General features: G+C 75.2%; 24 protein-coding genes, 1 tRNA gene and 1 pseudogene. 19 read left to right on the forward strand and 7 right to left on the reverse strand.

What is annotated here, in order from left to right; all coding sequences use genetic code 11:
• Positions 1-33: 33 nt before the first annotated feature.
• Positions 34-669, reverse strand: a complete 636-nt coding sequence (locus BX266_RS04420) for a class I SAM-dependent methyltransferase (protein WP_099897614.1) — start codon at positions 667-669, stop codon at positions 34-36.
• 306 nt (positions 670-975) lie between these two features.
• Here BX266_RS04420 and BX266_RS04425 point away from each other — a divergent pair, with 306 nt between their 5' ends.
• Positions 976-2,151 carry a hypothetical protein gene (locus tag BX266_RS04425; protein ID WP_099897615.1) on the forward strand — a complete coding sequence of 392 codons (1,176 nt, stop codon included), beginning with the start codon at positions 976-978 and terminating at the stop codon, positions 2,149-2,151.
• A gap of 227 nt (positions 2,152-2,378) precedes the next feature.
• Here the strand turns inward: BX266_RS04425 and BX266_RS04430 are convergent, their stop codons facing one another.
• From BX266_RS04430 to BX266_RS39695, 3 genes and pseudogenes are all read right to left on the reverse strand, one after another.
• Entirely contained in the window at positions 2,379-3,002 is a 624-nt protein-coding gene (locus BX266_RS04430; protein WP_099897616.1) for a GNAT family N-acetyltransferase, read from the reverse strand.
• Positions 2,999-3,493, reverse strand: coding sequence for a GNAT family N-acetyltransferase (locus BX266_RS39690; protein WP_259465047.1), 495 nt, complete (start codon positions 3,491-3,493; stop codon positions 2,999-3,001). The genes BX266_RS04430 and BX266_RS39690 overlap by 4 nt, the downstream gene beginning before the upstream one ends.
• A gap of 102 nt (positions 3,494-3,595) precedes the next feature.
• Positions 3,596-4,321, reverse strand: a pseudogene (locus BX266_RS39695) (Clp protease N-terminal domain-containing protein); the annotation flags it as partial.
• 188 nt (positions 4,322-4,509) lie between these two features.
• On the opposite strand from BX266_RS39695, the gene sph reads away from it, so the two are divergent.
• Positions 4,510-5,487, forward strand: a complete 978-nt coding sequence (gene sph / locus BX266_RS04440) for a sphingomyelin phosphodiesterase (RefSeq protein WP_099897618.1) — start codon at positions 4,510-4,512, stop codon at positions 5,485-5,487.
• A gap of 75 nt (positions 5,488-5,562) precedes the next feature.
• Here sph and BX266_RS04445 read toward each other — a convergent pair whose 3' ends face one another.
• Both BX266_RS04445 and BX266_RS04450 read right to left on the reverse strand, forming a co-directional pair.
• Complete coding sequence (locus BX266_RS04445) at positions 5,563-5,976, reverse strand: VOC family protein (RefSeq protein ID WP_099897619.1); 414 nt, start codon at positions 5,974-5,976, stop codon at positions 5,563-5,565.
• A gap of 10 nt (positions 5,977-5,986) precedes the next feature.
• Entirely contained in the window at positions 5,987-6,406 is a 420-nt protein-coding gene (locus BX266_RS04450) for a helix-turn-helix transcriptional regulator (protein ID WP_099907385.1), read from the reverse strand.
• A 214-nt stretch (positions 6,407-6,620) separates the two neighbouring features.
• Here BX266_RS04450 and BX266_RS04455 point away from each other — a divergent pair.
• Positions 6,621-6,691: transfer RNA gene (locus BX266_RS04455), tRNA-Cys, on the forward strand.
• Positions 6,692-6,758: 67 nt separating this feature from the next.
• Complete coding sequence (locus BX266_RS04460) at positions 6,759-8,156, forward strand: NADP-dependent succinic semialdehyde dehydrogenase (RefSeq protein WP_099897620.1); 1,398 nt, start codon at positions 6,759-6,761, stop codon at positions 8,154-8,156.
• 22 nt (positions 8,157-8,178) lie between these two features.
• Here BX266_RS04460 and BX266_RS04465 read toward each other — a convergent pair whose 3' ends face one another.
• The gene (locus BX266_RS04465) at positions 8,179-8,442 is read right to left on the reverse strand and encodes a hypothetical protein (RefSeq protein ID WP_099897621.1); all 264 of its coding nucleotides are present in this window, start codon (positions 8,440-8,442) and stop codon (positions 8,179-8,181) included.
• 104 nt (positions 8,443-8,546) lie between these two features.
• Between BX266_RS04465 and BX266_RS04470 the strand changes: the two genes are divergently transcribed.
• The 15 genes from BX266_RS04470 to BX266_RS04540 all read left to right on the forward strand — a co-directional run bounded on the left by BX266_RS04470 (position 8,547) and on the right by BX266_RS04540 (position 23,711).
• Complete coding sequence (locus tag BX266_RS04470; RefSeq protein ID WP_099897622.1) at positions 8,547-9,203, forward strand: hypothetical protein; 657 nt, start codon at positions 8,547-8,549, stop codon at positions 9,201-9,203.
• A 16-nt stretch (positions 9,204-9,219) separates the two neighbouring features.
• The gene (locus BX266_RS04475) at positions 9,220-10,338 is read left to right on the forward strand and encodes a hypothetical protein (RefSeq protein WP_099897623.1); all 1,119 of its coding nucleotides are present in this window, start codon (positions 9,220-9,222) and stop codon (positions 10,336-10,338) included.
• Positions 10,339-10,378: 40 nt separating this feature from the next.
• On the forward strand, positions 10,379-11,194 hold the full coding sequence (locus BX266_RS04480) for a hypothetical protein (RefSeq protein ID WP_259464538.1): 816 nt from the start codon (positions 10,379-10,381) through the stop codon (positions 11,192-11,194).
• Positions 11,195-11,213: 19 nt separating this feature from the next.
• Positions 11,214-11,771 carry a hypothetical protein gene (locus tag BX266_RS04485; protein ID WP_259464539.1) on the forward strand — a complete coding sequence of 186 codons (558 nt, stop codon included), beginning with the start codon at positions 11,214-11,216 and terminating at the stop codon, positions 11,769-11,771.
• On the forward strand, positions 11,764-13,563 hold the full coding sequence (locus tag BX266_RS04490) for an asparagine synthetase B (RefSeq protein WP_259464540.1): 1,800 nt from the start codon (positions 11,764-11,766) through the stop codon (positions 13,561-13,563). The genes BX266_RS04485 and BX266_RS04490 overlap by 8 nt, the downstream gene beginning before the upstream one ends.
• Before the next feature lie 62 nt (positions 13,564-13,625).
• Entirely contained in the window at positions 13,626-14,948 is a 1,323-nt protein-coding gene (locus BX266_RS04495; RefSeq protein ID WP_099897624.1) for an aldehyde dehydrogenase family protein, read from the forward strand.
• 43 nt (positions 14,949-14,991) lie between these two features.
• Entirely contained in the window at positions 14,992-15,786 is a 795-nt protein-coding gene (locus BX266_RS04500; RefSeq protein WP_099897625.1) for a phosphotransferase, read from the forward strand.
• Positions 15,787-16,069: 283 nt separating this feature from the next.
• A complete protein-coding gene (ligD, locus tag BX266_RS04505) occupies positions 16,070-17,020 on the forward strand; it encodes a non-homologous end-joining DNA ligase (protein WP_259464541.1) in 951 nt (316 codons plus the stop codon).
• 415 nt (positions 17,021-17,435) lie between these two features.
• Positions 17,436-17,624 carry a DUF1508 domain-containing protein gene (locus BX266_RS04510; RefSeq protein ID WP_099897627.1) on the forward strand — a complete coding sequence of 63 codons (189 nt, stop codon included), beginning with the start codon at positions 17,436-17,438 and terminating at the stop codon, positions 17,622-17,624.
• 150 nt (positions 17,625-17,774) lie between these two features.
• Complete coding sequence (locus tag BX266_RS04515) at positions 17,775-18,890, forward strand: NUDIX hydrolase (protein WP_099897628.1); 1,116 nt, start codon at positions 17,775-17,777, stop codon at positions 18,888-18,890.
• A 287-nt stretch (positions 18,891-19,177) separates the two neighbouring features.
• A complete protein-coding gene (locus BX266_RS38365) occupies positions 19,178-19,558 on the forward strand; it encodes a DUF6188 family protein (protein ID WP_180290376.1) in 381 nt (126 codons plus the stop codon).
• A 139-nt stretch (positions 19,559-19,697) separates the two neighbouring features.
• Positions 19,698-20,861 carry a DUF5685 family protein gene (locus tag BX266_RS38370; RefSeq protein WP_099897629.1) on the forward strand — a complete coding sequence of 388 codons (1,164 nt, stop codon included), beginning with the start codon at positions 19,698-19,700 and terminating at the stop codon, positions 20,859-20,861.
• Between the two features lie 51 nt (positions 20,862-20,912).
• Positions 20,913-21,440: a GNAT family N-acetyltransferase gene (locus BX266_RS04530; RefSeq protein ID WP_099897630.1), complete on the forward strand. Its 528-nt coding sequence runs from the start codon at positions 20,913-20,915 to the stop codon at positions 21,438-21,440.
• Positions 21,441-21,836: 396 nt separating this feature from the next.
• Positions 21,837-22,799, forward strand: coding sequence for a DUF4232 domain-containing protein (locus BX266_RS04535; protein ID WP_099897631.1), 963 nt, complete (start codon positions 21,837-21,839; stop codon positions 22,797-22,799).
• A gap of 75 nt (positions 22,800-22,874) precedes the next feature.
• Positions 22,875-23,711 carry a hypothetical protein gene (locus BX266_RS04540; protein WP_099897632.1) on the forward strand — a complete coding sequence of 279 codons (837 nt, stop codon included), beginning with the start codon at positions 22,875-22,877 and terminating at the stop codon, positions 23,709-23,711.
• Positions 23,712-23,774: the final 63 nt, after the last annotated feature.

Below are 23,774 nucleotides of genomic sequence, written 5' to 3' on the forward strand. Positions count from 1 at the left end.
GGCCCCTGCCTGCGACAGTCGCGGCCGGTCCGCTCAGCGGGCGGCCGCCAGCAGCGCCGCCTGCGGGAAGCGCTCGCCCGGGGCGGGGTCGCGGACGGTGCGCGCGGTCTCGGTGAAGCCCGCGTCGTGCAGCAGGGCGGCGAAGGTGTCGACGGGCCAGCGCCGGGCGGTGGCGACCTTGTGGTCGAAGGCGACGGGCTCGCCGACGGCGCGGTCGGCGGCGAAGAAGCCGGTGAGCAGCAGCCCGCCGGGGGCCAGCACGCGGCGCAGTTCGGCGAGCGCGTGCGGAAGGCGCCCGGGCGGCAGGTGGATCAGCGAGTAGCGGGCCAGTACGGCGCCCAGGCTCCGGTCGGCGAGCGGCAGGGCGAGCAGCGAGCCGCGGACGAAGCCCTCGGCGGGGAACGCCCGCCGGGCCTGGGCCAGCATGCCGGCCGAGAGGTCCAGGCCGAAGGCGCGGACGCCGAGCCCGCTCAGCAGGGCGGTGGCCTCGCCCGGCCCGCAGCCGAGGTCGCCGACGGGCAACCCGCGCCCGGCCACCGCCGGGGCCGCCACCAGCTGCCTGATCAGCGCCAACTCGTCCTCTCTGGCCGCGAGTTCGCCCTTGAACAGGGTGGCGTACAGCTCTGCCACCGCGTCGTACGCCTGCCCGACCTCGCCGCCCGCCGTCACCTTGCGCCCTCCCGTGCCGTCACCGAGGTCGCCGAGCCTACCGGCCCGCCCCGAGACGGCCCGGTGCGAAAAGGCGGTTGCCGCCGACCGGGTCGGGGTGCTTAGACTCGGGGCGTGGCCGTCGTAGCGATCTCTCGCCGATTTACCGGCCCCCCGGCTCCCGATGGGTGCCGCAGGGGTCGGGTTTCGCCACGCCGGTAGAGGAGTCTCCGGCCGAGCGGGTCGGTCCCGGTCGGCAGGTCGTGCCCAGGGGCCGGGGGGTGTCGTTGTCCCCCTCTTCTCCCCCACCGTGGCCCGGAGGCCGTCATGTCCGTTCCTGCTTCCTCTCCCGCTCCGTCCGCTTCGCCGTCTTCCCGTCCGCTCTCCGCCGAGCAGTTGGCCCGTGATCTGGCCGTCCGCGACCTGACCGATCCGGCGGCCGGCCCGCACGCCCTGCAACTCGTCCTCGGCCGCGCCGTGGACGCCCTGGCCCGGCACTGGGACTGCCGGGTACGGGTGCACCGCGGCGAGCGGGTGGTGACCGTCGCCGACAACTACGACCACCTCAACTACCGCACCGACGACGTCACCCGGGACGCCCGCTACACCCGGTACGTCGACGCCGGCCGGATGCTGCGCAGTCACTCCAGCGCCCTGGTCCCGGGCGCGCTGCGCGCCCTCGCCTCGTCCCCGGACGCCCCGGCGGCCGTCCTGCTGGTCTGCCCCGGCCTGGTCTACCGGCGCGACAGCATCGACCGCCTGCACACCGGCACCCCGCACCAGCTGGACCTGTGGTACCTGACGCGCCGTCCGCTCCCGGCCGGGCCGGCCGACCTCACCGAGATGATCGCCGTGCTCGCGGACGCCCTGCTGCCGGGCCGGGCGTACCGCACCGAGGACCGCGTCCACCCGTACACCCTGGCGGGGCGTCAACTCGACGTCGCGGCGGGCCGGGAGTGGGTGGAGGTCGCCGAGTGCGGGCTGGCCCATCCGCGGGTGCTGGAGCGGGCCGGGCTCGGCCCCGAGTGGAGCGGGCTGGCGCTGGGCATGGGCCTGGACCGGATGCTGATGCTGCTCAAGGGCATCCCGGACATCCGCGTCCTGCGCTCCACCGACCCGGCGGTGGCCGCGCAGCTCACCGACCTGGCCCCCTACCGGCCGGTGTCGGCGCTGCCCGCGATCCGCCGCGACCTGTCGATCGCGGTGGACGGCGCCGACCTGGCCGAGGACCTCGGCGACCGGGTCCGCGACTCCCTCGGCCCGGACGCCGACTGCGTGGAGACGGTCGAGATCCTCGCCGACACGCCCTGCCGCGAGCTGCCCCCGCAGGCCCTCGCCCGCCTCGGCGCCCGCCCCGACCAGCACAACCTGCTGGTCAAGGTGGTCCTGCGCCACCTGCAGCGCACCCTCACCGACGCCGACGCCAACACCCTCCGCGACCGGGTCTACGCCGCCCTCCACCAGGGCGCCGCCCACCAGTGGGCGGCCACCGACCGAAGCTGACCCGGACATCGGGCCGCGACCGGCGGGGCGTGGGCCCGGCCCGGGGCGGGAACCCAGTCGGTAACCGCAGTGGCGGTGCCGCAGGGGGCGCCGCCGGACCGGAGGAGGACCAGCTTGGCACCGCAGAAAGCCCCGTCCGGCAAGCCGACCGGAATGGGCGGCGCTCCCCCGCCGCCGCCCGGACCGGCCAACCCGCCGCCCCCGCACGCGAGGTGACGGACCGTCCGTCACTTCCCGTAGCGGGCGACCCGCTCCTGGAGGGCGGCCTTGGTCTGCGGCCACTCGCTGTCGACGATCGAGAAGATCGCCGAGTCCCGCAGCCTGCCGTCCTCACCGGGCGCCCAGGAGCGCGACCAGTTGCGGAGCACGCCCTCGAAGCGCGCCCCGACGGCGGCGATCGCGGCCCGCGAACGGGCGTTGCGCGCATCGGTCTTCAGGTCCACCCGGCCCACGCCCCACTGTTCGAAGGCGTGTTGGAACAGCAGCAGCTTCGCCTCGGCGTTGATCCCGGTGCCCTGCGCGGACGCCGCCAGCCAGGTGAAGCCGACCTCGACCGCGAACAGCGTCTCGCCGTCCGGCTGGTAGCGCGGGTCCCAGAACGCGGTCGCGCCGACCGCCCGCCCGGTCGCCCGCGAGATCTGCGCGTACGGGGCGAGCCGGCCGGTGGCGACCCGCTCGTGCTGCGCCGCGATGTAGGCGGGGACCTCTTCCGCGCGCGGCACCCAGGTGAATCCGAAGCTGTCCCGGTGCTCCTCGGCGGCCTCCGCCAGCTCGTCGGCGTGCCGCCGCTCCAGCGGCTCCAGCCGGACCAACCGCCCTTCCAGCAGCGGCCCTTCGATCCGCGGCGTCACTGGTCCGCCCCTTCCGCGGCCGGCCGGCGCAGCTCGACGTAGCCGACGGTGTCGCCGTCCAGCACGTACCGGTCGGTCTCGGTGAAGCCGCGCCGCAGCGCGAACTCCAGCCCGTCGCCGTTGCTCTCCAGCACCACCGTCTGCACCGTCTGCGCGCCCCATGCGCGGGCCTGCGCGAGGCCGCGCCGCCACAGCTGCGCCCCGTAGCCCTGCCGCCGGTACCCGGGCAGCACCCGCGCGATCACCGTCGCGGCGCCGTCCGACTCCTCGTCGGCCGGCCGCACCGTGCTGCACCCGACGGCCAGCTCCCCGAGGTAGGCCACCTCCAGGTGGTACCGGCCGGACCGCTCGCGGACCTGGTCCAGCGAGAGCGGGTCGGTCGGGATGATCACGTTGTGGATGTACTGCCAGTCGGCGAGCGTCTCCTCGCCGACCGGCCGTTCGATGCGCAGTTCGGTCACGGCGCCAGCGAACCGGTCCGGGTGATCCACCGTCAACCGGGTTTCGCGGTGCGGACGGCAGGCCGCGGCGGTGGGCCCGCTCCCGTCCTGGGCGGGCCCGCCGCCGCGGGGTCGCTCGGCCGGTGTGTCAGGCCTCGGGGTGAGTTGGGCGAGGGTTTCGAGGACGGCGGCCTCGGTGGCGGCCTTGTCGAGGCCGAGGCCGGTGAGCACGCCGCTGCCGGCCTCGTGTTCGAGCAGGGCGAGCAGCAGGTGCTCGGTGCCGACGTAGTTGTGGCCGAGCCGGAGGGCCTCGCGCATGGAGAGTTCGAGGACCTTCTTGGCGCCGGCGTCGTAGGGGATGAGGGCGGGAACGTCCGCGGCGGCGGGCGGAAGGGCGGCGAGCGCGGCCTCGCGGACGTCGTCCAGGGTGATGCCGCGGCCGGTGATGTAGAGGGCCGCGAGGCCCTCCGGTTCGGCGAGCAGGCCGAGGACCAGGTGCTCGCTGCGGATCTCGGGGCTGCCGGTGTCCTTGGCGGCCTGGTGGGAGGTGACCACCACGTGGCGGGCGCGGGTGGTGAAGCGGTTGAAGCCCTGCGCGGTGTCGATCTCGGTGACCTCGCCCGGGTCCTTGGGGACGAAGCGCTTCTGGGCGGCCTGCCGGGTGACGCCCATGCTGTGGCCGATGTCGGTCCAGGACGCGCCGGAGCGGCGGGCCTGGTCGACGAAGTGGCCGATCAGGTGGTCGGCGACGTCGCCGAGGTGGTCGGCGACCAGGACGGCGTTGGACAGCTGGTCCAGCGCCTCGGGGTAGGTCTTCTTGATGCCCTCGATCAGGTCGTCGAGCCGGATGGAGGGGTTCGTTCCGGAGGTGTCAGCCATGAGGCAACCTTAGGTTGACAGTCAGGCACTGTCAACCGCCGGTTGACAGTCCTCGATCCGGCCACGCCCTACTGGCCGGTAGCGGTGTTTCGGCCGAGTTCACCGAGCCGCCGTCCGCTGTCTTGTCCCCGTCACGAACCCCCGAGTTGACTGGCCAACATCGACCGCCTCCCACCCTCGGAGCCTTCATGACCACCCCTCGTACCGCCCGCCTGGCCGCCGTACTCACGGCCGCCGCAGCCCTGGTGACGACCCCTCAGGTCGCGGCCCGCGCCGAGAGCGCGCCGGTCACCGTCGCCCCGCTGAACGTGCTCAGCTACAACACCTTCCTGATGAGCACCTCGCTGTACCCGAACTGGGGTCAGTCGTACCGGGCGCAGGCCATCGCCGGCGCGGACTTCTTCCAGGGCCACGACGTGGTGGTCCTGCAGGAGGCCTTCGACAACAGCGCCTCGGACGCGCTGGTCGCCAAGGCTTCGGGCGCGTACCCGTACCACACGCCGGTGGTCGGCCGGTCCACCGGCGGCTGGGACGCCACCTCGGGCAGCTACCGCAGCACCACCCCGGAGGACGGCGGCGTGCTGCTGCTCTCCAAGTGGCCGATCCTGCGCAAGGAGCAGTACGTGTTCAAGGACGCGTGCGGCTCCGACTGGTGGTCCAACAAGGGCTTCGTCTACGCCCAGCTCGACGTGAACGGGCAGCGCACCCACGTGGTCGGCACCCACCTGCAGTCCACCGACTCGGGCTGCGGAAGCGGCGAGGCCGCGGCGGACCGGGCGAAGCAACTGCAGGCGATGAAGGCGTTCCTGGACGCCAAGCAGATCCCGGCGAACGAGCCGATCGTGCTGGCCGGCGACCTGAACGTGGACTCGCACGGCGGCGAGTACCCGGCGATGCTCGCCAACGGCGACCTCGCCCCGGCCACCACCCGGGACGGCTGGACCAACTCCTTCGACACCGTCGACAACTCGATCGCCGCCTACCGCTACCCGGGCGAGCCGAAGGAGGACCTGGACTACGTGCTGTACCGCGCCGACCACGCCCGCCCGCAGCAGTACACCAACACGGTGCACCGCTTCCACAGCGCGCCGTGGACGGTCAGCAGCTGGGGCACGTCGTACACCTACACCGACCTGTCGGACCACTACCCGTTGATCGCGGGCTGAGTCCGGGTCAGGACCGCGCGCGCGAGCGCCGCCCGGCACGGGCCACCGGGCGGCGCTCGTCGCGATGAGGGGGCGTTACTTCCGGGGCTGGGCGAAGCGGACCATGTTGCCCGCCGGGTCGCGGAACGCGCAGTCGCGGACGCCGTACGGCTGGTCCATCGGCTCCTGCAGCACGTCGGCGCCGGAGGAGCGGATCTTCTCGAAGGTGGCGTCGCAGTCCGCGGTGCGGAAGTTGACGGCGCGCAGCAGGCCCTTGGCGAGCAGTTCGGCGGCGGCCTGGCGGTCGGCGTCGGTGGCGCCCGGGTCGGCGACCGGGGGTTCCAGCACGACCTCGACCTCGGGCTGGGTCGGCGAGCCGAGGGTGACCCAGCGCATCCCCTCGAAACCGACGTCGTTGCGCACCTCCAGGCCGAGGGCGTCGCGGTAGAAACCGAGCGCGGCGTCGTGGTCGTCGACGGCGATGAAGCACTGCGAGAGCTTGATGTCCATGCCCCAGACGCTACTGACCGGCGGGGCGCTCCGCTTCTCCGTTCCTGACCGACCCCTCCCCGGCCCCGGGCCGGCCGGTGTCGGTGCCGCGGATCGGCCGGGTCAGGTACATCGCCACGCAGGCCGTGATGTGCTCCGAACCGCTGTGGTCGCGGGCCCGGTAGGCGCTCGGGCTCTCGCCGACCAGTTCGGTGAAGCGGGTGCTGAACGAGCCCAGCGACGTACAGCCGACGGCCATGCAGACCTCGGTGACGGACAGGTCGCCGCGCCGCAGCAGCGTCTTGGCCCGCTCGATCCGGCGGGTCATCAGGTAGCTGTACGGGGTCTCCCCGTACGCGGCCCGGAAGCTGCGCTGGAAGTGGCCGACCGACATCAGGGCGACCTTGGCGAGGGCGGCCACGTCGAGGGGTTCGGCGTAGTCCCGGTCCATGGCGTCGCGGGCCTTGCGGAGCCGCTTCAGGTCGTCGATCTGCACGTTCTCCAGCCTAGCCGGGGAGCGCCGCCGATCGGCCGGTCCCCGCGCACCGCGGGCCGATCGTCGGCTGATCGTCCGTCAGGTTCGGTGATTCACCCGGCAGACGGGTGGGTCGCGTTCCGGTTTCCGGATTTCCCGCTGCTAGCTTGTGAGGCACGCGAGGGAGCCCGGTGGAGTGGCCGAGAGGCGAGGCAGCGGCTTGCAGAGCCGCGCACATAGGTTCGATTCCTGTCTCCACCTCCTCGCTCCCCTCGATGACCGCCCCCCGCCCGGATGGCCGGGCGGCATCCGAGGAGGGAGTGGCCTGATGGCCATCGCCACCGTCAACCCGGCCGACGGCCGGACCGTCGAGGTCTTCGAACCGCTGGACGACGCCGCCGTGGAGAGCCGGCTGGCCCGCGCCCGGTCGGCGTTCGAGTCCTGGCGGCTGACCCCGTTCGCGCACCGCCGCGAGCTGATGCACCGCGCGGCCGAGCTGCTGGAGCAGGCCAACGAGCAGGTCGCGCGGACCATGACGCTGGAGATGGGCAAGCCGCTGGCGCAGGCCCGGGCCGAGGCCGCGAAGTGCGCGAAGGCGATGCGCTGGTACGCGGACCGGGCGGAGGCGCTGCTCGCCGACGAGCACCCGGCGAAGGAGGACGTGGCGGACTCCGGCGGGGTGTCGGCGTTCGTCCGCTACCGGCCGCTGGGGCCGGTGCTGGCGGTGATGCCCTGGAACTTCCCGTTCTGGCAGGTGGTGCGGTTCGCCGCGCCGGCCCTGATGGCGGGCAACGTGGGCCTGCTGAAGCACGCCTCGAACGTGCCGCGCACCGCGCTGGCGCTGGAGGAGCTGTTCACCCGCGCCGGGTTCCCGCAGGGGTGCTTCCAGACCCTGCTGATCGGATCGGGAGCGGTGGAGGCGGTGATCCGGGACGAGCGGGTCGCGGCGGTGACGCTGACCGGCAGCGAGGGCGCGGGCCGGTCGGTGGCCTCGGTGGCCGGCGACGAGGTGAAGAAGACCGTGCTGGAGCTCGGCGGCAGTGACCCGTTCCTGGTGCTGCCCTCGGCGGACGTGCCGGCCGCGGTCGCCCGGGCGGTCACGGCCCGGGTGCAGAACAACGGCCAGTCCTGCATCGCCGCCAAGCGCTTCATCGTGCACACGGACGTGTACGAGGAGTTCCTGGCCGGGTTCACCGCGCGGATGCGGGCGCTGACGGTCGGCGACCCGATGGCGGAGGGCACCGAGGTCGGCCCGCTGGCCACCGAGCAGGGCCGCACCGACCTGGAGGAGCTGGTCACCGACGCGGTGGCGCTCGGCGCGACCGCCGAGTGCGGCGGCGGCCGCCCGGACGACCCGGCGCTGGCGGGCGGCTGGTACTACCTGCCGACGGTGCTGAGCGGCGTCACGCCCCGGATGCGGATCCACCGCGAGGAGGCGTTCGGCCCGGTCGCCACCGTCTACCGGGTCGCCGACCTGGACGAGGCGGTGGCGGTCGCGAACGACTCGCCGTTCGGCCTGAGTTCCAACGTCTGGACGAGCGAGCAGGCCGACCGCGAGCGCTGCGTGCGGGACCTGCACGCCGGCGGGGTGTTCTTCAACGGGATGACCGCCTCGCACCCGGCGTTCCCGTTCGGCGGGGTCGGGCGCTCCGGCTACGGCCGGGAGCTGTCCGGCCACGGCATCCGCGAGTTCTGCAACATCACCACCGTGTGGTCGGGCAGCTGACGGCGCCCCGCGCGTTCGTGGCTCAGGCGTGCCGGGGGCCGGGGTGGCGCGGGTGGGCGACCTCGTGCCGCCCCCAGAACTGGGCCACGAACGCGGCGATGGTGACTCCCCACACCACCGAGAACACGACCAGCAACCAGAGTTGGGTGACCTGCGCCGCGACCAGGCCGAGGCCCAGCGACAGCCCCAGCAGGAAGACCAGCGACGTGTTGTGCTTGGCGGTCACCCAGGCGGTCAGTTGACGGATCAGGCTCGGTCGCGGCGTACCGGCAGCGGTCGCGGGCATCGCTCTCACCTCCGCAGAGTTCAACGTCTGTTCGAGTATCCCGCTGGTCAGCGGCCCCGGCAGCCCGGGTAGCATCACGGCGGGCACGTACGAGGGGGTCGTGGATGTCGATGCGCGGGGGGCTGCGGGGGCTGGAGCGCCAGGCGTCCGAGCTGCCGGACGGCGCCGAGCTGTACCGGCTGCGGCCGGACGGTCGGGTGCTGCGCGCGGACCGCGGCGGCGCGCGCGAACTCGGCCCGCACGACCCGGACAGCGGGCTGCTGCGCTTCATCGACGACCAGCAGTGGGCGCACTACTTCATCGGGGACGCCGCGACCTCGCCGGAACGCCCGTCGAACGCCACCTACAAGCTCGGCCTGGTCGCCCCGCACAGCGCCTTCACGCCGCACGCGCACGGCGGCGAGCACCTGGTGCTGGCGCTCGGCCCGGCCTCCTGCGGACTGTACGACGAGCGCCGCCGCCGGGTGGTGGACATCGAGCTGGCGCCGGGCACGCTGATCCGGATCCCCGAACTGATGCCGCACTCCTTCGGCAACCGCGGCGGCAACCGGCTGGCGATCCTGGCCGCCAACACCGGCTACGGCATCGACCACGAGGACTACGCCATCACCGCGGACGTCGCCGAGGGCCGCGGCGAGCACCGACTGGCCGCCGCGCTGCGCGAGGTGACGGCCGGTCAGCGAGTGGGTACGGTCACCCTCCGGGAGCGGCTGGCGCACCGACTGCACCGGATCGCCGCCGCCCTGGAGGACGCCCGATGACGCTGGAGGACGCCCGATGATCTGTCCGAACTGCCGGGTAGACCTGAGGCAGAAGGAACGCACCGGCCACACCTGCTCGCGCTGCCGCAAGGTGTTCGCACTCGATCCGAAGGTGGAGCCGGGGCGGCTGCACGACATCAAGTTCCGCGAGCTGGTGGCGAAGGCCACCGCCGGCGGCCTGAAGATCACCGTCGAGCAGCTGTACTGGGTCAACGAACGCCGCCAGTACCGCTTCCCGGTCGGCACCGAGACCCGCGGCAGCGTCACCGGCGGCGTGGTGCTGGGCGTCGTCGCCCTGCTGATCGGCTGGTTCGCCACCATGATCGGCGCCTACGCGTGGATCCTGTTCGGCCCGGTCGTGCTCGTCCTCGCCGTGCTCTCCGTCCGGCAGTTCACCCGCGCCCGGCAGCCGTTCACCGACCCCGGCCTGTACCCGCGGACGAGTCCGGCCGACTTCGAGAACCGGGTGGTGGGCCGCTGGCTGAAGGTCTATCCGAGCCTGCCGCCCGGCCTGGTCCGGCAGGTCCCGGCCGGCTCCCCGGTCGTGACGGCCAAGGCCCGGGCCGTGGTGCTGTGCGAGATCCCCGCGGTGGCGGACTTCCTGCGGGCCAACGACTTCGCGGCCCGGCACCAGGTGCTGCTGGTCGACTCGCCGGACCGGATACCCGCCGCGCTCCCGGTGGTGGTGCTGCGCGACCTGTCGCTCGCGGCGCTCGCCTACTCGGTGGCGATGCGGGCCGCGCTGCCGGGCCGGCGGGTGGTGGACGCCGGACTCGCACCCCGCTCGGTGCTGGTCCCGGCGAAGGCGGTCCGGCTGCGCACCCGGCGGTCGACGGCCCTGCCCGCGCAGCTGGAAGCCTCGCCCGGCTGGCAGCGGCTGTCGCCGCAGGAGCGGGACTGGCTGATCTGCCAGTGGCACTCGCCGCTGGTCTCGATGCCCCCGGCGAAGCTGCTGGCCCTGGTGGAGAAGGCCGTCGAACGGGCCGTCACCGTGCCCGCCGCGCCGCCCGAGTCCCCGGCCGACACCCGCCGGCAGGCCGAGCGGATCGGCTTCCTCACCTGGCCGCAGGCCGTGCCCGCGCCGCGGACCGGCTCCGACGCCCCGGCGCCGCGCCCGACGGACGGCGGCCGGTGACCGTGCGCATCAGCATGCGGCCGCGCCCGCTGGAGGCCGGATGCCCTCGATAACCGACCGCCTGGTCGACCGAGCCCTGCGACGGGCCCACGACCGGTGCGCCCGGCCCGGCCAACTCCTGTTCACCGGACGCCAGTTGTACTGGGAGACGGACCGCGCGCTGCTCCCCCTGCACCGGGGCCCGCACCGGCTGCGGTACACCACCCGGCCGCTGCTCTCCCCCGGCCGGTTCGCGGCCGCGCTCGCCCGCCACCCCGAACTCCCGGTGCTGCCCGACCGGGTGGCGCCGCGTCCGCACCGGCCGGGACCGGAGCGCGACCTGTACGACTACGCCTTCCCCCGGCTGCTGGTCTGCCAGGACCCGGCGATCGCCGGCATGCTGCTGGCCAACCGCCTGCACCTGGAAGGCGCCTGCCCGATCGTCACGCCCGAACGGCTCCCACTGGAACCGGAGTTGCTGGCGGCGATGGCGCGGGCCGACGGCGCGGTGGTGCACGTGCTGCACGACGCCTCCCCCGCCGGGCTGGAGCTGTTCCTCCGGGTGCGCGAACACGCCGGCCCCCGGCTGCTGGTGCGCACCATGGGCCTGCTGCCCCGGCACGCCGCCGCCCTGCACCTGGCCGCCCTCGGCGGCCAGGTGCAGTGCGGCGCGGACGAGCTGCCCGCCGAGCTGCCGGCCGCCGAGCGGGCCTGGCTGGCCGGCGGGCGGACCGTCGAGCTCGCCGCGATCCGCCCGTCCCGCCTGCTGCGCACGGTGCTGCGCACCCTGCGCGGCGGCGGCTTCGCCCCGCCCGCCCGCCCGGCCGCGCCCACCCGGGCCCGCGACACCGGCTTCCTGACCTGGCCGACGCCCTGACCGCGCGAGGACGAGGACGATGACCCAGCCACCCGAAATCACCTACAGCGACGAGCTGCTGGCCGACGGCACGGCCCACCGCCGGTACTCCGACGGCCGCAGCGAGTGGCGCAGCCGGGGCGCCGACGGCCGGATCCACTGGCGCGACGACCGGGGCGACTCCGGCACCGACGAGCGCCTCGGCCGCGACCTGGTCAAGCGCACCCACGCGGACGGGCGGGTCGGCTACGGCCGCGACCTCGGCTACGGGCGCACCGTGTGGGGCCAGGGCCGCTACGTCCTGGTCAACCGCAGCTCCTTCCCCGGCCGGGTCGGCGTGGTGCTCGGTGCGCTCGGCCTCGGCGCGGGCATCGCCGCCGCCAGCTACGCGCCCGAGCTGCTCTCCGACGACGAGGAGGAGGAACTGCGCCGGGAGGCCGCCGAGCGGGCCCGCTCCTCCTCCGGCGGCGACAGCGGTGGCGGCGGGGACGGCGGCGGCGACTTCGGCGACTTCGACGACCACGGCAACGGGTTCGACACGCCCGACGACCAGCAGCACGCGGGTGGCGACGCCTGGGACGGGGACGACTTTGGCTGAGCACCACCGCCGTTCGACGGCCGCTGCCACCGCCGCCCTCCCCCGGTCGCACCGGCCGGCCCGCTACACCGTGGTCTCGCTGCCCGCCGACCGCCGGCAGGCCGAACCCGGCCTGGTGGCCGGGCCGTTCGAGGCGGGCGGGCGGCAGGTCTCGGCGGCGCTGCTGACCGGGGTCCCCGGGTTCGCCGACGGTCCGTTCACCGTCGACGGCCGGACCGCCGTCGGCGAGGTCACGCTGCACAACCGCGGCGAGTTGCTGGCGGCCCTGGCCGCCGCCGGCCGGCCCGCCGAACCGTCTTGCCCGGACGGGGAGTTGCTGCTGCGGTGCTGGCTTGCGCTCGGCCCGGACGGGCTGCGGGCCGCCGACGGCATGTTCACCCTGGCGGTGCTGGACGGGCCCGACCTGGTGCTGGTCCGCGACCACACCGGGGCCCGCACCGCGTTCCACTGCCGCACCCGGGACGGCGGCTGGGCGGTGTCCAGCTCGCTCCGGGCGCTGCGGCAACGCACCGATGTGGACACCGGGTTGGACCTGGCGGCGGTCCGCTCCTTCCTGACCTTCGCCTACCTGCCGGGCGAGGAGACCCTGCTGCGCGGGGTCGCCGAGCTGCTGCCCGGCAAGGTGACCTGGCTGCGGCCGGACGGCGCCGTCCGGATCGAGCCGTACTGGGAGCCGCAGGCCACCGCCACCGAAGAGCCGACGAACCGTCACTTCGCGTCCGAGCTGCGGGAGTTGCTGGAGCAGGCGGTCGCGCGGCGGCTGCCCGCGGGGCAGGACGCGGCGGTGCTGCTGTCCGGCGGCGTGGACAGTTCGCTGGTGACGGCGCTGGCCGCGCGGCTGCACGACCGGCCGGTGCGCACCTACTCGATCAGCTTCGGCCACGAACTGCCCAACGAGCTGGGCTACTCGGGGCTGGTGGCGGCGCACTGCGGGACGGCGCACCGGGTGCTGACCGTGCCCGGCGAGCAGGTCGCGGCCCGGCTGGCGGACACCGTGGCCCTGCTGGACAGCCCCGTCGGGGACCCGCTGACGGTGCCCAACCTGATGCTCGCCGAGGCCGTCGCCGCCGACGGCCTGACGGTCTCGCTGAACGGCGAGGGCGGCGACCCGGTGTTCGGCGGGCCGAAGAACCTGCCGATGCTGGTCTTCGAACTGCTCCGCGACGACCCGTCCGAACAGGCCCGCGCCGACGCCTACCTGCACACCTACCGCAAGTGCTGGGAGGACCTGCCGGTGCTGCTCACCGGCGCGGCGCTGGCGGAGCTGGCGGGCGCCCCGCACCCGCGCCGGCACGTCGCCCCGTACCTGACGGACCACCGGATGCCGTCCCTGCTCGACCAGTTGCTGCACTGCAACCTGCGGACCAAGGGCGCCCACCACATCCTCACCAAGGTGGAGCGGCTGACCGCCTCGCAGGGCGTGCAGGGCCGCTCCCCGCTCTTCGACCGGCGGGTGGTCGACCACGCCTTCGCCACCCCGGCGGCGCTGAAGCTCCGCGGCACCGAGGAGAAGTGGATCCTCAAGGAGGCGGTCCGCGACCTGCTGCCGGACACCGTCACCTACCGGCCCAAGAGCGGCATGCGGGTCCCGGTGCAGCAGTGGCTGCGCGGGCCGCTCAGCGAGCTCGCCGCCGACCTGCTGCTCGGCCCGACCGCCCGCGCCCGCGGCCTGTTCCGGCCCGACACGGTGGAGACCTGGATGCGCGGCGGCGGACTGCTGCTCCCCCGCCACGGCGGCAAGCTCTGGCTGCTGCTCACCCTCGAACTCTGGCTGCGCGCCTACGACCTGTGAGCACGGCAGCTGCCGGCGCCGCCGGACGCCGGTGAATCCGCACGACACCTGGAGCACCCGCGATGGACCTGATCGACCCCCGCACCGGAGCCGTCCGCGGCGCCCTGGAACCCGGCCGCGCCGCCGAGGTGACGGCCGCCGTCGCCGCGGCCCGCGCCGCCCGCACCGGGTGGGCCGCGCTCACCCCGCGCGAGCGCCACCGCCGGCTGGCCGCTCTCGCCGACCTGATCGAGCGGCACGCCGACGCGTACCTGTCCGCCGAGTGCGCGGGCACCGGCAAGCCGGCCGCCGAGGCGGCCGGGGAGATCGCCGAGGTGGCCGACCTGTTCCGGTTCTACGGCGGCGCGGTGCGCGCCGGAACCTCCCCCGCCGCCGGCGACTACCTGGCCGGGCACCAGAGTTGGGTGCGCTGGGAGCCGGTCGGCACGGTCGCGGCCGTCGTCCCGTGGAACTACCCGCTGCTGATGGCCGGTTGGCGCTGCGCACCGGCGCTCGCCGCGGGCAACACGGTGGTGCTGAAGCCCGCCGAGACCACTCCCGACAGCGCCCTGCTGCTCGCCGAGCACGCCGAACAGGCCCTCGGCCCGGGCGTGTTGACCGCGCTGCCGGGCGACCGGGAGACCGGCCGCCAGCTGATCGCCGCCGGCTGCGACCTGATCGCCTTCACCGGCAGCCCCGCCGGCGGCGCCGAGGTCGTCGAACGCGCCGGGCTGACGCCCGTCAGCCTCGAACTCGGCGGCAACAGTCCGGTGCTGGTCCTCCCCGACGCACCCGCCGACACCTGGCGGCAGCTCGCCGCCGCGTGCACCTACAACGCGGGGCAGAGCTGCGCCGCGCCCGCCCGGGTGATCGTCCTGGCGGAGGCGTACGAGGCGGCGGTCGAGGCGCTGGCCGCCGCGATGGCCGAGCGGGAGGCCGGGCGCGACTTCGGTCCGCTGAACAACCCGGACCAGGCGGCCCGGTACGACCGGATCCTGTCGTCGTCCGGTGCGAAGACCATCCGCACCGGGCCCGGCCGCGCCGACGGCCTGTGGCGGCCGGCCACCATCCTGGCCGACCTTCCCGCGGACGACCCGGCCGTGGTCGACGAGGTGTTCGGCCCGCTGCTGACCGTCCAGCGCGCGGCCGACCTGGACGAGGCCGTCGCCCTCGCCGAATCCGTGCCGCAGGCGCTCGCCGCCTCCGTCTGGACCACCGACCTCGGCACCGGCCTGGCCCTCACCGACCGGATCTCGGCGGGCGAGGTCTGGCTGAACTGCCACCTCGCCCAGTCCGCCGAACTCCCGCACAGCGGCCGCCGCGGCTCCGGCGCGGGCACCGATCTGTCGGCCCTCGCCCTGCGCGAGTACCAGCGTCCCAAGACGGTGACCGCCCGCCTCGGCTGACCCGCCGCTGGACGTGCCCGCGCCGATTGGGCACGATCACCGGGTGGACGGACAGGTACTGGCGGGTGGGCTGGCGAACGCCGGCGCGGTGGTGCGGCGCGGCGGCGCGGTGGAGCGCCCGGCGCCGCCGCACGCCCCCGCCCTGCACGGCTTCCTGACGGCCCTTCGGGCGGGCGGTTTCGCCGGGGCGCCGGTGCCGGTGGGCCGGGTGACCGCCGGACGGGAGCGGTTGGAGTTCGTGGCCGGGGACGTCGCGGTGCTGCCGTACCCGGCGTGGGCCCTGGGCGAGGACGCCCTGGTGTCGGTGGCGCGGCTGCTGCGGCGCTGGCACGAGGCCGCGGCCCGCACCCCCTTCGACACCTCGGCCGCGTGGCCCGCCGAGCTGGCCGACCCGGAGGGCGGGCCGCTGCTCTGCCACAACGACGTCTGCGTGGAGAACACGGTGTTCCGCGCGGGCCGGGCCGCCGCCCTGATCGACTTCGACCTGGCCGCGCCCGGCCGCCCGCTCTGGGACGTGGCCATGACCCTCCGCTACTGGATCCCGGTCCTGGACCCGGCCACCGCCGCCGAGACCGCCCGCGCCCACCTCGCGGTGCCGCACCGCCTGGCCCGGTTCGCCGACGCCTACGGCCTCTCCCCCTCCGACCGGTCGGCACTGCCCGCCGTCCTGGAACAGGCCACCGCCGTCTGCCGCTCCTTCGTCGCCCGCCGGGTGGCCGCCGCCGAACCCGCCTTCGTCGCCTACTTCCGCTCCTACGGCGGCTGGCCCCGCTGGGACCGCCTGCAATCCTGGCTCGCCACCCACCGCCCGGCCCTGGAACGCGCCCTGCGCCCCTGACCTCCCGACCGCCGACCGGTCCGCGAGTGGCCACCTGCCGCTGTTCCCGGACGACGACCTCGACCGGCCGTCCCACCTGGTGCTGACGCCCGATCAGGTGGCGCGAACGGCGGCGTACCTGGAGGCGGCGGACTTCGACACGCTGTGGGCGGCCGCGGGCGGCGTGCGCCGGGCACGCGGCCGCCAAGGCGTTCTGGTTCCGACCCGCGATGGGCCGTCGGTGGGGCGGCCGGCTGGGTGAGTGGGCGGTTGGGGGGTGGCGGACGGGGGGAACGGTGCCGGGGTGCGGACCACTGGATTGATGCTGGCGACGTCGAGTGCGCGGCGGGTGTTCGACGAGGGATGGGTGGTGGAGCGGAAGCTCGACGGGATCCGGGCGGTGGCGGAACGGGACGGCGACCGGGTGACGCTGCGCTCCCGAACGGGGCAGCAACTGGAGAGCGCCTACCCGGAGTTGGTGGCGGCGCTGGCCGCCCAGCCGGTGCCGCGGTTCACGGTGGACGGCGAGATCGTGGCGTTCGACGGCGACCGCACCAGTTTCGCCCGGCTGCAACAGCGGATGGGCCTGCACGATCCGGCGCGGGCGCTGGCCAGCGGAGTCGCCGTGCACTACCTGCTGTTCGACCTGCTGAACCTGCAGGGTCACGACACCACCGGCCTGACCCTGTTGGAGCGGCGTCAACTACTCGCCGAGGCGGTGGAGTTCGGCGATCCGCTGCGGCTGGTCGACTACCTGCCCGCCGAGCCCGGCCGTCCCGTCCCGCTGGCCGAGGCGTGCGCCCGCGGCTGGGAGGGCCTGATCGCCAAGCGCGCCGCCGGCCGGTACCTGCCCGGCCGGTCCGGGGACTGGCTGAAGCTGAAGTGCGAGAGCGCGCAGGAGTTCGTGGTCGGCGGCTGGACGGATCCGGCCGGCAGCCGGCTCGGTTTCGGCGCCCTGCTGCTCGGTTACCAGGAGGACGGCCGGCTGCGCTACGCCGGCAAGGTCGGCACCGGCTTCGACACCCGCACCCTGCACGCCCTGCATCGGACGCTCTCCCAACTCGCCGTCGACGAGCGCCCGTTCGGCGAGGAGGTGCCGGTGCGCGCCCCGCACTGGGTGCAGCCCCGGCTGGTGGTGCAGGTCGCCTTCACCGAGTGGACCCGCGACGGCCGGCTGCGCGCACCGCGCTACCAGGGCGTGCGCACCGACCGCCCCGCCGCCGAGGTGGTCCGGGAGCGGCCGGAGCCGGCCTGAGCACCCCGCCCTCGGCCGGCTCCCGACGAACCGTCCGGGCCACCAGGTCACCGTCGCGGAGGACGCCGAACGCCTGGGCTCGGAGGTCGACTGCCCGCGCACTGTGCAGGCCGGTCTGACCACCCGCCTACCTGGTGCGCCCGGTGCCGCGGAAGGCACCCGTAGTCAGCCGGATCGTGCCGTACTGGGGCTCGGGCCGGACCTGCCCTTGCCGGCGGGCGCCTTCGTAGCGACCCGACCAGAGCCGGCCAGGAGACCGTCATCGGCTACGACACCGTCAACCAGCAGCTCCCGGGTCGGCCCCGCCTTCGGGTCCGGCCGGGGGACCCGGATGGCACACCCGGGAGGCACGGGGCGGAAGTTGACCCTACGTTGGCTGCCGTGGGGGCTATCCGAGCGAGAGGTGCGCATTGACATGGCTGGGAAGTTCGAGCTGTACGTGGACGAGTCGGGCAACCACCGCTTCCGCCTGAAGGCGAGCAACGGGTCGGTCGTGGTGACCGGTGACCCGGAGGAGTCCCGCGAGCAGTGCCTGAAGAGCATCGAGTCGCTCCGCAAGCTGGCGCCGTACGCGCAGCTCCAGGAGACGCCCGCGAACGCCTGACGGCACCGGCCCCGGCTGTGGGGCCGCCGCCGCGAGCCCGTGACGACCCGTCGGTCCCGGTCACGGGCTCGTCGGTTTTCGGGCCGGGGACGCACCGCCGTGCGCCATGCTGGTGGAGAGGCGGACCGGGGACCGGCGGAGGGGGCTGCGATGGCGGGGCTGGACGGCGAGGCGGGGCGGGACGTGCTGGCGGCGGCGGGGGTGCTGTTCCCGGACGAGCAGGGGCGGGTGATGGTGGTCCGGACGTCGTACCTGTCGAAGCATCCGATCGAGGTGCCGGGCGGGGGGTGGGACGCGACGGACCGCTCGCCGCGGCACACCGCCGTCCGGGAGATCCAGGAGGAGCTGGGCATCACGCCCGTGCTGCGGGAGCTGGCCTGCCTGGACTGGGCGCGGGACCGCCACCGGCCGCCGATCGCCGCGTTCCTGTACTGGGCGGACCCACTGACGGCGCAGCAGCGGGCGGCGGTCCGGCTGGAGGCCGCCGAGCTGGACGGGCTGGCGTACCTGACGCCCGGTCAGCTGCTCTCCGCCCTGCCGCCCCTGCTGTCGCGCCGGGTCGGGTCCTGCGTGCGGGCCCCGCGGGCGGCCGCGCCGCTGGAGCTCGCCGACGGCCTGCCCGCCGGGCACACCGCCCTCCACCTGGCGCCGTGGCCGGCCCCGCCGTACACCGGTCCGGCGGAACTGGCCGGTCTGCTGCCGCCCGGGAGCGGCCGGGCCGCGCCACCCCCGCCGATGGACCGCGACACCTACCTGGCCAGCCGGCCCCGGCTGCGCGGCAAGGCCCGGACGCTGTTCACAGACCCGGAGGGGCGGGCGCTGCTGGTACGTCTGAAACCCTGGCGGGACGCCTCGCCGTGGGTGCTGCCGGGCGGGTCGATCGAGGCCGACCGCGAGTTGCCCCGCGAGGCCGCCCGTCGGGAGACCCTGGAGGAACTCGGCTGGCACCGGGAGCCCGGGCGGCTGCTCGCCGTGGACTGGGCCGCCGACCACCCGTGGGACCCGCCGCACCTGGTCCTGGTCTTCGACGGCGGGACCGTGACGGCGGACCAGCTGGCCGCGATCCGGCTGCAGGAGGACGAGCTCGTGGAGTGGCGCCTGTTCACGCCGGAGGAGGCGGCGCGGGTGCTGCGGCCCTCCGCCGCGGCCCGCCTGACGGCGTGTCTGGCCGTCCGGGCGCAGCCGCCGGGCATCGGGCCGGCCGAGCTGCTGAGCGGCGCGCCGCTGACGGGCACGCCCACCGTCGGCGCGGCGGACGGCGCCTGACGGACGGCAGCCGGCCTGCGGTTGCCCGGCGGTTCGTGACGGGTACCGGGGCCGGTGGGGGGTAAGAATAGGCAGGTCGGCGCGGGTTCGGCTGAGCGGTCGGGTTCGGGTCGGCATCCAAGTCCGGGTCGCCCGGCCCAGGTACCGGTCGGGCCCAGGCCCGGGCGCAGGCCCGGCTCCGGTGGCGGGCGGCGGTTCGGCTTCGTGCTCGGATTCGGGCGCGGCTTCGGCCGCAGGTTCGGGCCCGAGGGCAGCATTCGGCTCGGTTCGGTTCGGGGAGGTGCGGGGTGGGGCAGTCGGTCGGGTCGGCGTTGGAGGGTGTCGCGGTGCGGGCGCTCGGCGGTGGAGACCGGCTGGTGCTGCGGCTGGACGGCGAGCTGCTGCTGACGGTGGAGAACGACTTCCGGCTGGTGCGCGGCGCGGAGGTCGACCACTTCTACCCGGCGCTGGGGCTCTCCGCGGCCGGCCCGCTCGCCCGGCTCGCCGAGGCCACCGTCACCACCGCGAGCGTCACCCCGGCCGGCGGCCTGCTGCTCGGCTTCGACACCGGGCACACCCTCGCCGTCGCCCCCGACCCCGCCCCGGGCGGTCCCGCCCACCCGTGGCAGCTCTCGTCCCCCGCCGGCCTGCTCTGCACGGGCGGCCCGAACGGCTCCTGCACACCCTGAGGTCGTCCGCCGCCCTCCGAAGCAGAGCACCGGCGCTCCGTCCGGGGCCGTTGCCGGAACGTTGCGGTGGAACCTTCAGCGGCGCGACCTGCGTCATTAGGATGGCGCGGGTCAGCGCGGTGGGGTGGAGGGGGCGGGCGTGTTCGGGATCATCAGGCCGTGTCGGCATCGGCTGTCGGAGCGGCTGCACGCTTCCTGGATGGCGCACTTGTGCGGGCTGTGTCTCGCGCTGCGGGACGATCACGGCCAGTTGGCGCGGACCGCGACCAACTACGACGGCCTGGTGATCTCGGTGCTGGTGGAGGCGCAGTCCCCGCGGGTCGCGGACCGCCGGACGGCCGGGCCGTGTCCGCTGCGGGGGATGCGGACGGCGCCGGTGGCGCGTGGCGAGGGGGCGCGGCTGGCGGCGGCGGTGTCGCTGGCGCTGGCGTCGGTGAAGGTCCGTGACCATGTGCTCGACGGCGACGGGGTGTTCGCGCGGCGGCCGGTGGCGGCGGGGGCGCGGCGGGTGACGCGGCGTTGGGAGCGGCAGAGCGCGGGCAGTGCGGCGGCGGTCGGCTTCGACACCGGGGTGCTGCTGGCGGCGGCCGGGCGGCAGGAGGAGGCGGAGTCGGCGGTGACCGCCGGCGGGCCGCTGCTGCTGGCGACGGCGCCGACCGAGGAGGCGACGGCGGCGGCGTTCGCGCACACGGCGGTGCTGGCGGGACGTCCGGGCAACGCGGCGGCGCTCGCCGAGGCGGGCCGGCTGTTCGGGCGGCTGGCGCACCTGATCGACGCGGCGGAGGACCGGGCGGAGGACGAGGCGAGGGGCCTGTGGAACCCGCTGACCGTCACCGGCACCCCGCAGGCGGAGGCGGAGCGCCTGTGCCGGGACGCCGTGCACGGCATCCGACTGGCGCTCTCCGAGGTGGAGTTCACCGACCGGGCGCTGGTGCACCGGCTGCTGGCGCACGAGACCGGCGAGGCCGTGGACCGGGTCTTCGGCCGTCCCGACCACGCCTGCGCGAGCACCGCCCCGCCCGGCGCCGACCCGGACGCCCCGCACCGGCGGCCCGGCCACCCCGAGAAGCCCAAGCAGCCGCGCACCGTGATACCCGGCTGCGCGGTCTGGCTGGCCATGGCCTGCACCTGCCAGTTGCTCTGCTGCAGCCATGACGACCCGTACTCCCGGGAGCGGCGCGAGGGCTTCTGCCAGCGCAACGACTGCTGCGACGGGTGCGACTGCTGCAACGGCTGCGACGGGGACTGCTGCAGCTGCTGCGACGGCTGTGACGGTTGCGACTGCGGGTGCGACTGCGGCTGAGACCGGCCCCCGAGGGACGGGGCGCCGATCGGATCGAGGGGGCGGGCGGGCATGGCGGAGAGCCGACGGGAGTCGGCGGCGGTCGAGTTGGCCGAGTGGGGCCGGCCGGAGGTGCAGGCTCTCGGCGGCGGCGCGGACGATCCGTTCGAGACCGGCGCGCTGGGCGTCACCTGGCGTCCCGAGGACCGCCACTTCGGTGTCCGCCGGGAGGGCCGGGTGGTGGCCCGCGCCGGTTTGCTGACCGTCCCGGTCGAGGCGGGCGGCCGGCGCTTCGACGTCGCGGGCATCGGCGGCGTGATCGTCGACCCGCATTGGCGCGGCCACGGCCTGGCCCGGACCGCCGTCGCGGGCGCCCTGGACGCCGCCCGCGCCGACGGGCTGGACCTCGCCCTGCTGTTCTGCCTCCCCGACCGCGGCCCGCTGTACGCCCGCCTCGGCTGGTCCCCGCTCCCCGACCCGGTGACGGCCGACCAGCCGGACGGCCCGGCGCCGGTGCCGATCGGCGCGATGTGGATCCCGATCATGCCCGGCGCCGCCTGGCCGGCCGGTCCGGTGCGCCTGCACTCCCTGCCCATGTGAGCACGCGGGCGGATCTTCTGACGGCTCGACCCCTGGGCGTGATCACCCGCGGCGGCGGGCAGCGCGCGCACGACGGAACGTCCTTCGCCCGGCTGGCCGGCCCTGCGGCGCGGCGGGGTGGATCAGCGTCGTGACGAGGTTCAGCGCCTCGCAGCCGCCGGCGCAGTCGGGGCTTCCGCCCTGGGACCCCGACGGCCAACTCGTCGTGGTAGCACCCTTGGTGGTGGATTGCCTGGAACGAGTCTCTCGCGCCTCGACGGACGAGCTCCTCGAAGTCCGGGCTCGCACGGGTGAGTTCGCCACAGCCGGGTCGAACCCGCTACTGTTGCAGGCCCGTTGCACTGGCTGTGACCGGCGTCACAGCCCCCTTCGTGTGCGGTGTGATCGACTCGACGGATGGCTCCGTTCCGCTCCACCGCCGCCCTGCGCCCGCTTCCGCTCGCCGCGTCCGTGCTGCTCGCCTCCGTCGCCCTGGCGGGCTGCGGCTCGACGGTCGCCCCGGGCGGTCCCGCCGCCGAACCGTCCACCGCCGCGGGACCGTGCGGCGCGCCGGTGGCGTGGCCGAGCAGCGGGGCCGCGCCGCACGAGGGCTGGTCGAAGGACGGGGTGCGGATCCTCGCGGTGAACGAGGTGTGCGCCGAGTTCGAGGTGACCAACCCGGGCAGTGAACCCGCCGACGCGGCCGTGCTGTTCCAGTGGTCCGCCGGCGCCGCCCGGTCGGCCGCCGACCCGACCGGAACCGTCACCGCCGTACCCGCGGGCGGCACCGCCAAGGGCCGGCTGGCCCTGGGCGGCGCCGCCGGCACCCCGGGTACGCAGGCCGCACAGCGCCCCGGTCAGGACCGGCCGCTGGTGATCCCGGACGTCCGGATCGCCCGGGTGCGCAGCGTGCCGACCGCCGAGGCGCCGTCGCAGGGCGGCGCCTGCCCGTCGACGGGGGTGCACGTGTACGCGGACCGGGGCGACGCGGCGATGGGCCTGCGGGCGGTGGGCGTGCACCTGGTCAACTGCGGGACGGTGCCGGTGGAACTGGACGGCTACCCGCAGGCCCAGGTCCTCGACGCGGCGCACCGCCCGGTCGACTCCGTGCAGGTGCTGCAGGGCGGTGCGGCGATCGCCGGTGCCACGGGCGCGGACGCGCCCCCGCAGCACCTGACCCTGCAGCCCGGTCAGGGCGCGGTGTCCACCCTGGTCTGGCGCAACACCACCGACCTCGGCTCGGACCCGGTGAACGCCCCCTACGTCCGGATCCGGGCCACCCAGGGCGCGGCCCCGGTGATGGTCACCCCGGAGCTGGACCTCGGCACCACGGGCCGGATCGGCGTCGGCGCGTGGGCCCGGGACGGCGCCCGGTCCTGACCGCCCTTCAAATGTGACGGTACTGTGATGCACTGATCAACTTCGCGCAGCCCGGACTCACTACGGTGAGTCGGTATGCGCTCCTCCGATCCCGATGGTCCCGCGCCGGGCGGCGACGACCCCGACTGGGACCTCACCCTGGACGAGGAGTTCGTCCGCTCGGCGACGATCAGGGAGGACCTGCTGCACGGCGGCCCCGCCGACCCCGCCCCGCGCGCCGGGCGACGCCGCCTGGTGCTGGGCGTCAGCGCCGCGATCCTGGCCGCCGTCGGCGGCGGCCTGCTCTACCTCCCCGCCGCCGACCAGGCGGAGCCCCGTCCGTCCGCGGCCCCGGCGGCCCCCACGCCCCCGCCCCCGCCCGGGCCGGTCTCGGCCGCCGCCCCGGCCCCGAGCCCGACGCTGCCGGCACTGCCGGACGGCTACACCGTCCCGCTGGACGCCTTCTTCCCGGCCACGCTGCCGGCCGGGGTCGGCCCCGACTTCGTCCGGGTGTCGGCCGCCGACCTGCCGTCCTGCACCGACCTGCCGGGGATCGCGGCCCGCGAGCGGGAGACCGTCCGCCGTGCGGGCCGTTGCGCGGCCGCGCAGAGCGCCGTGTACACGATCCGGGACAACCGGTTCACCCTCATCGTGCTCACCATGGCGACCGACCAGGAGGCCTTCGACCTCATGAACGCCCTGTCGAAGCCGACCGAGCCGGACGAGAACGGCTACCTGGCCGGGCCCGCCGGCGTGAGTCTCAGCTGGTCCGCGGGGCGCACCGTTCTGATCGACACCGCCGCCCGCACCGACCCCGCGAAGGCCGGCGACTTCGAACTCATGGGCCACCTGGTCGAGCAACTGACCGACGGATGGCGCGCCCGGGCCCTCGACGCGAGGAAGCGCCTCGCGTTCCCGTCGCCGACCCCCTGACGTCCTGTCAGGTTTTCGCCGAGTCCGTCACAGTCCTGCCGTTGCGCGCTTGGCGGGTGCGCG

The organism is Streptomyces sp. TLI_171 (assembly GCF_003610255.1).
Classification (GTDB): domain Bacteria; phylum Actinomycetota; class Actinomycetes; order Streptomycetales; family Streptomycetaceae; genus Kitasatospora.

Coding starts and splice junctions, on each gene's coding strand:
- BX266_RS04530 (WP_099897630.1), top strand. CDS start 20,913: ATGGCGGAGAGCCGACGGGAGTCGGCGGCGGTCGAGTTGGCCGAGTGG.
- BX266_RS04445 (WP_099897619.1), bottom strand. CDS start 5,976: ATGGACATCAAGCTCTCGCAGTGCTTCATCGCCGTCGACGACCACGAC.
- BX266_RS04515 (WP_099897628.1), top strand. CDS start 17,775: ATGGCGGGGCTGGACGGCGAGGCGGGGCGGGACGTGCTGGCGGCGGCG.
- sph (WP_099897618.1), top strand. CDS start 4,510: ATGACCACCCCTCGTACCGCCCGCCTGGCCGCCGTACTCACGGCCGCC.
- BX266_RS04485 (WP_259464539.1), top strand. CDS start 11,214: ATGACCCAGCCACCCGAAATCACCTACAGCGACGAGCTGCTGGCCGAC.
- BX266_RS04510 (WP_099897627.1), top strand. CDS start 17,436: ATGGCTGGGAAGTTCGAGCTGTACGTGGACGAGTCGGGCAACCACCGC.
- BX266_RS04465 (WP_099897621.1), bottom strand. CDS start 8,442: ATGCCCGCGACCGCTGCCGGTACGCCGCGACCGAGCCTGATCCGTCAA.
- BX266_RS04460 (WP_099897620.1), top strand. CDS start 6,759: ATGGCCATCGCCACCGTCAACCCGGCCGACGGCCGGACCGTCGAGGTC.
- BX266_RS04480 (WP_259464538.1), top strand. CDS start 10,379: ATGCCCTCGATAACCGACCGCCTGGTCGACCGAGCCCTGCGACGGGCC.
- BX266_RS04535 (WP_099897631.1), top strand. CDS start 21,837: ATGGCTCCGTTCCGCTCCACCGCCGCCCTGCGCCCGCTTCCGCTCGCC.
- BX266_RS04470 (WP_099897622.1), top strand. CDS start 8,547: ATGTCGATGCGCGGGGGGCTGCGGGGGCTGGAGCGCCAGGCGTCCGAG.
- BX266_RS04475 (WP_099897623.1), top strand. CDS start 9,220: ATGATCTGTCCGAACTGCCGGGTAGACCTGAGGCAGAAGGAACGCACC.
- BX266_RS04425 (WP_099897615.1), top strand. CDS start 976: ATGTCCGTTCCTGCTTCCTCTCCCGCTCCGTCCGCTTCGCCGTCTTCC.
- BX266_RS04495 (WP_099897624.1), top strand. CDS start 13,626: ATGGACCTGATCGACCCCCGCACCGGAGCCGTCCGCGGCGCCCTGGAA.
- BX266_RS04540 (WP_099897632.1), top strand. CDS start 22,875: ATGCGCTCCTCCGATCCCGATGGTCCCGCGCCGGGCGGCGACGACCCC.
- BX266_RS04450 (WP_099907385.1), bottom strand. CDS start 6,406: ATGGACCGGGACTACGCCGAACCCCTCGACGTGGCCGCCCTCGCCAAG.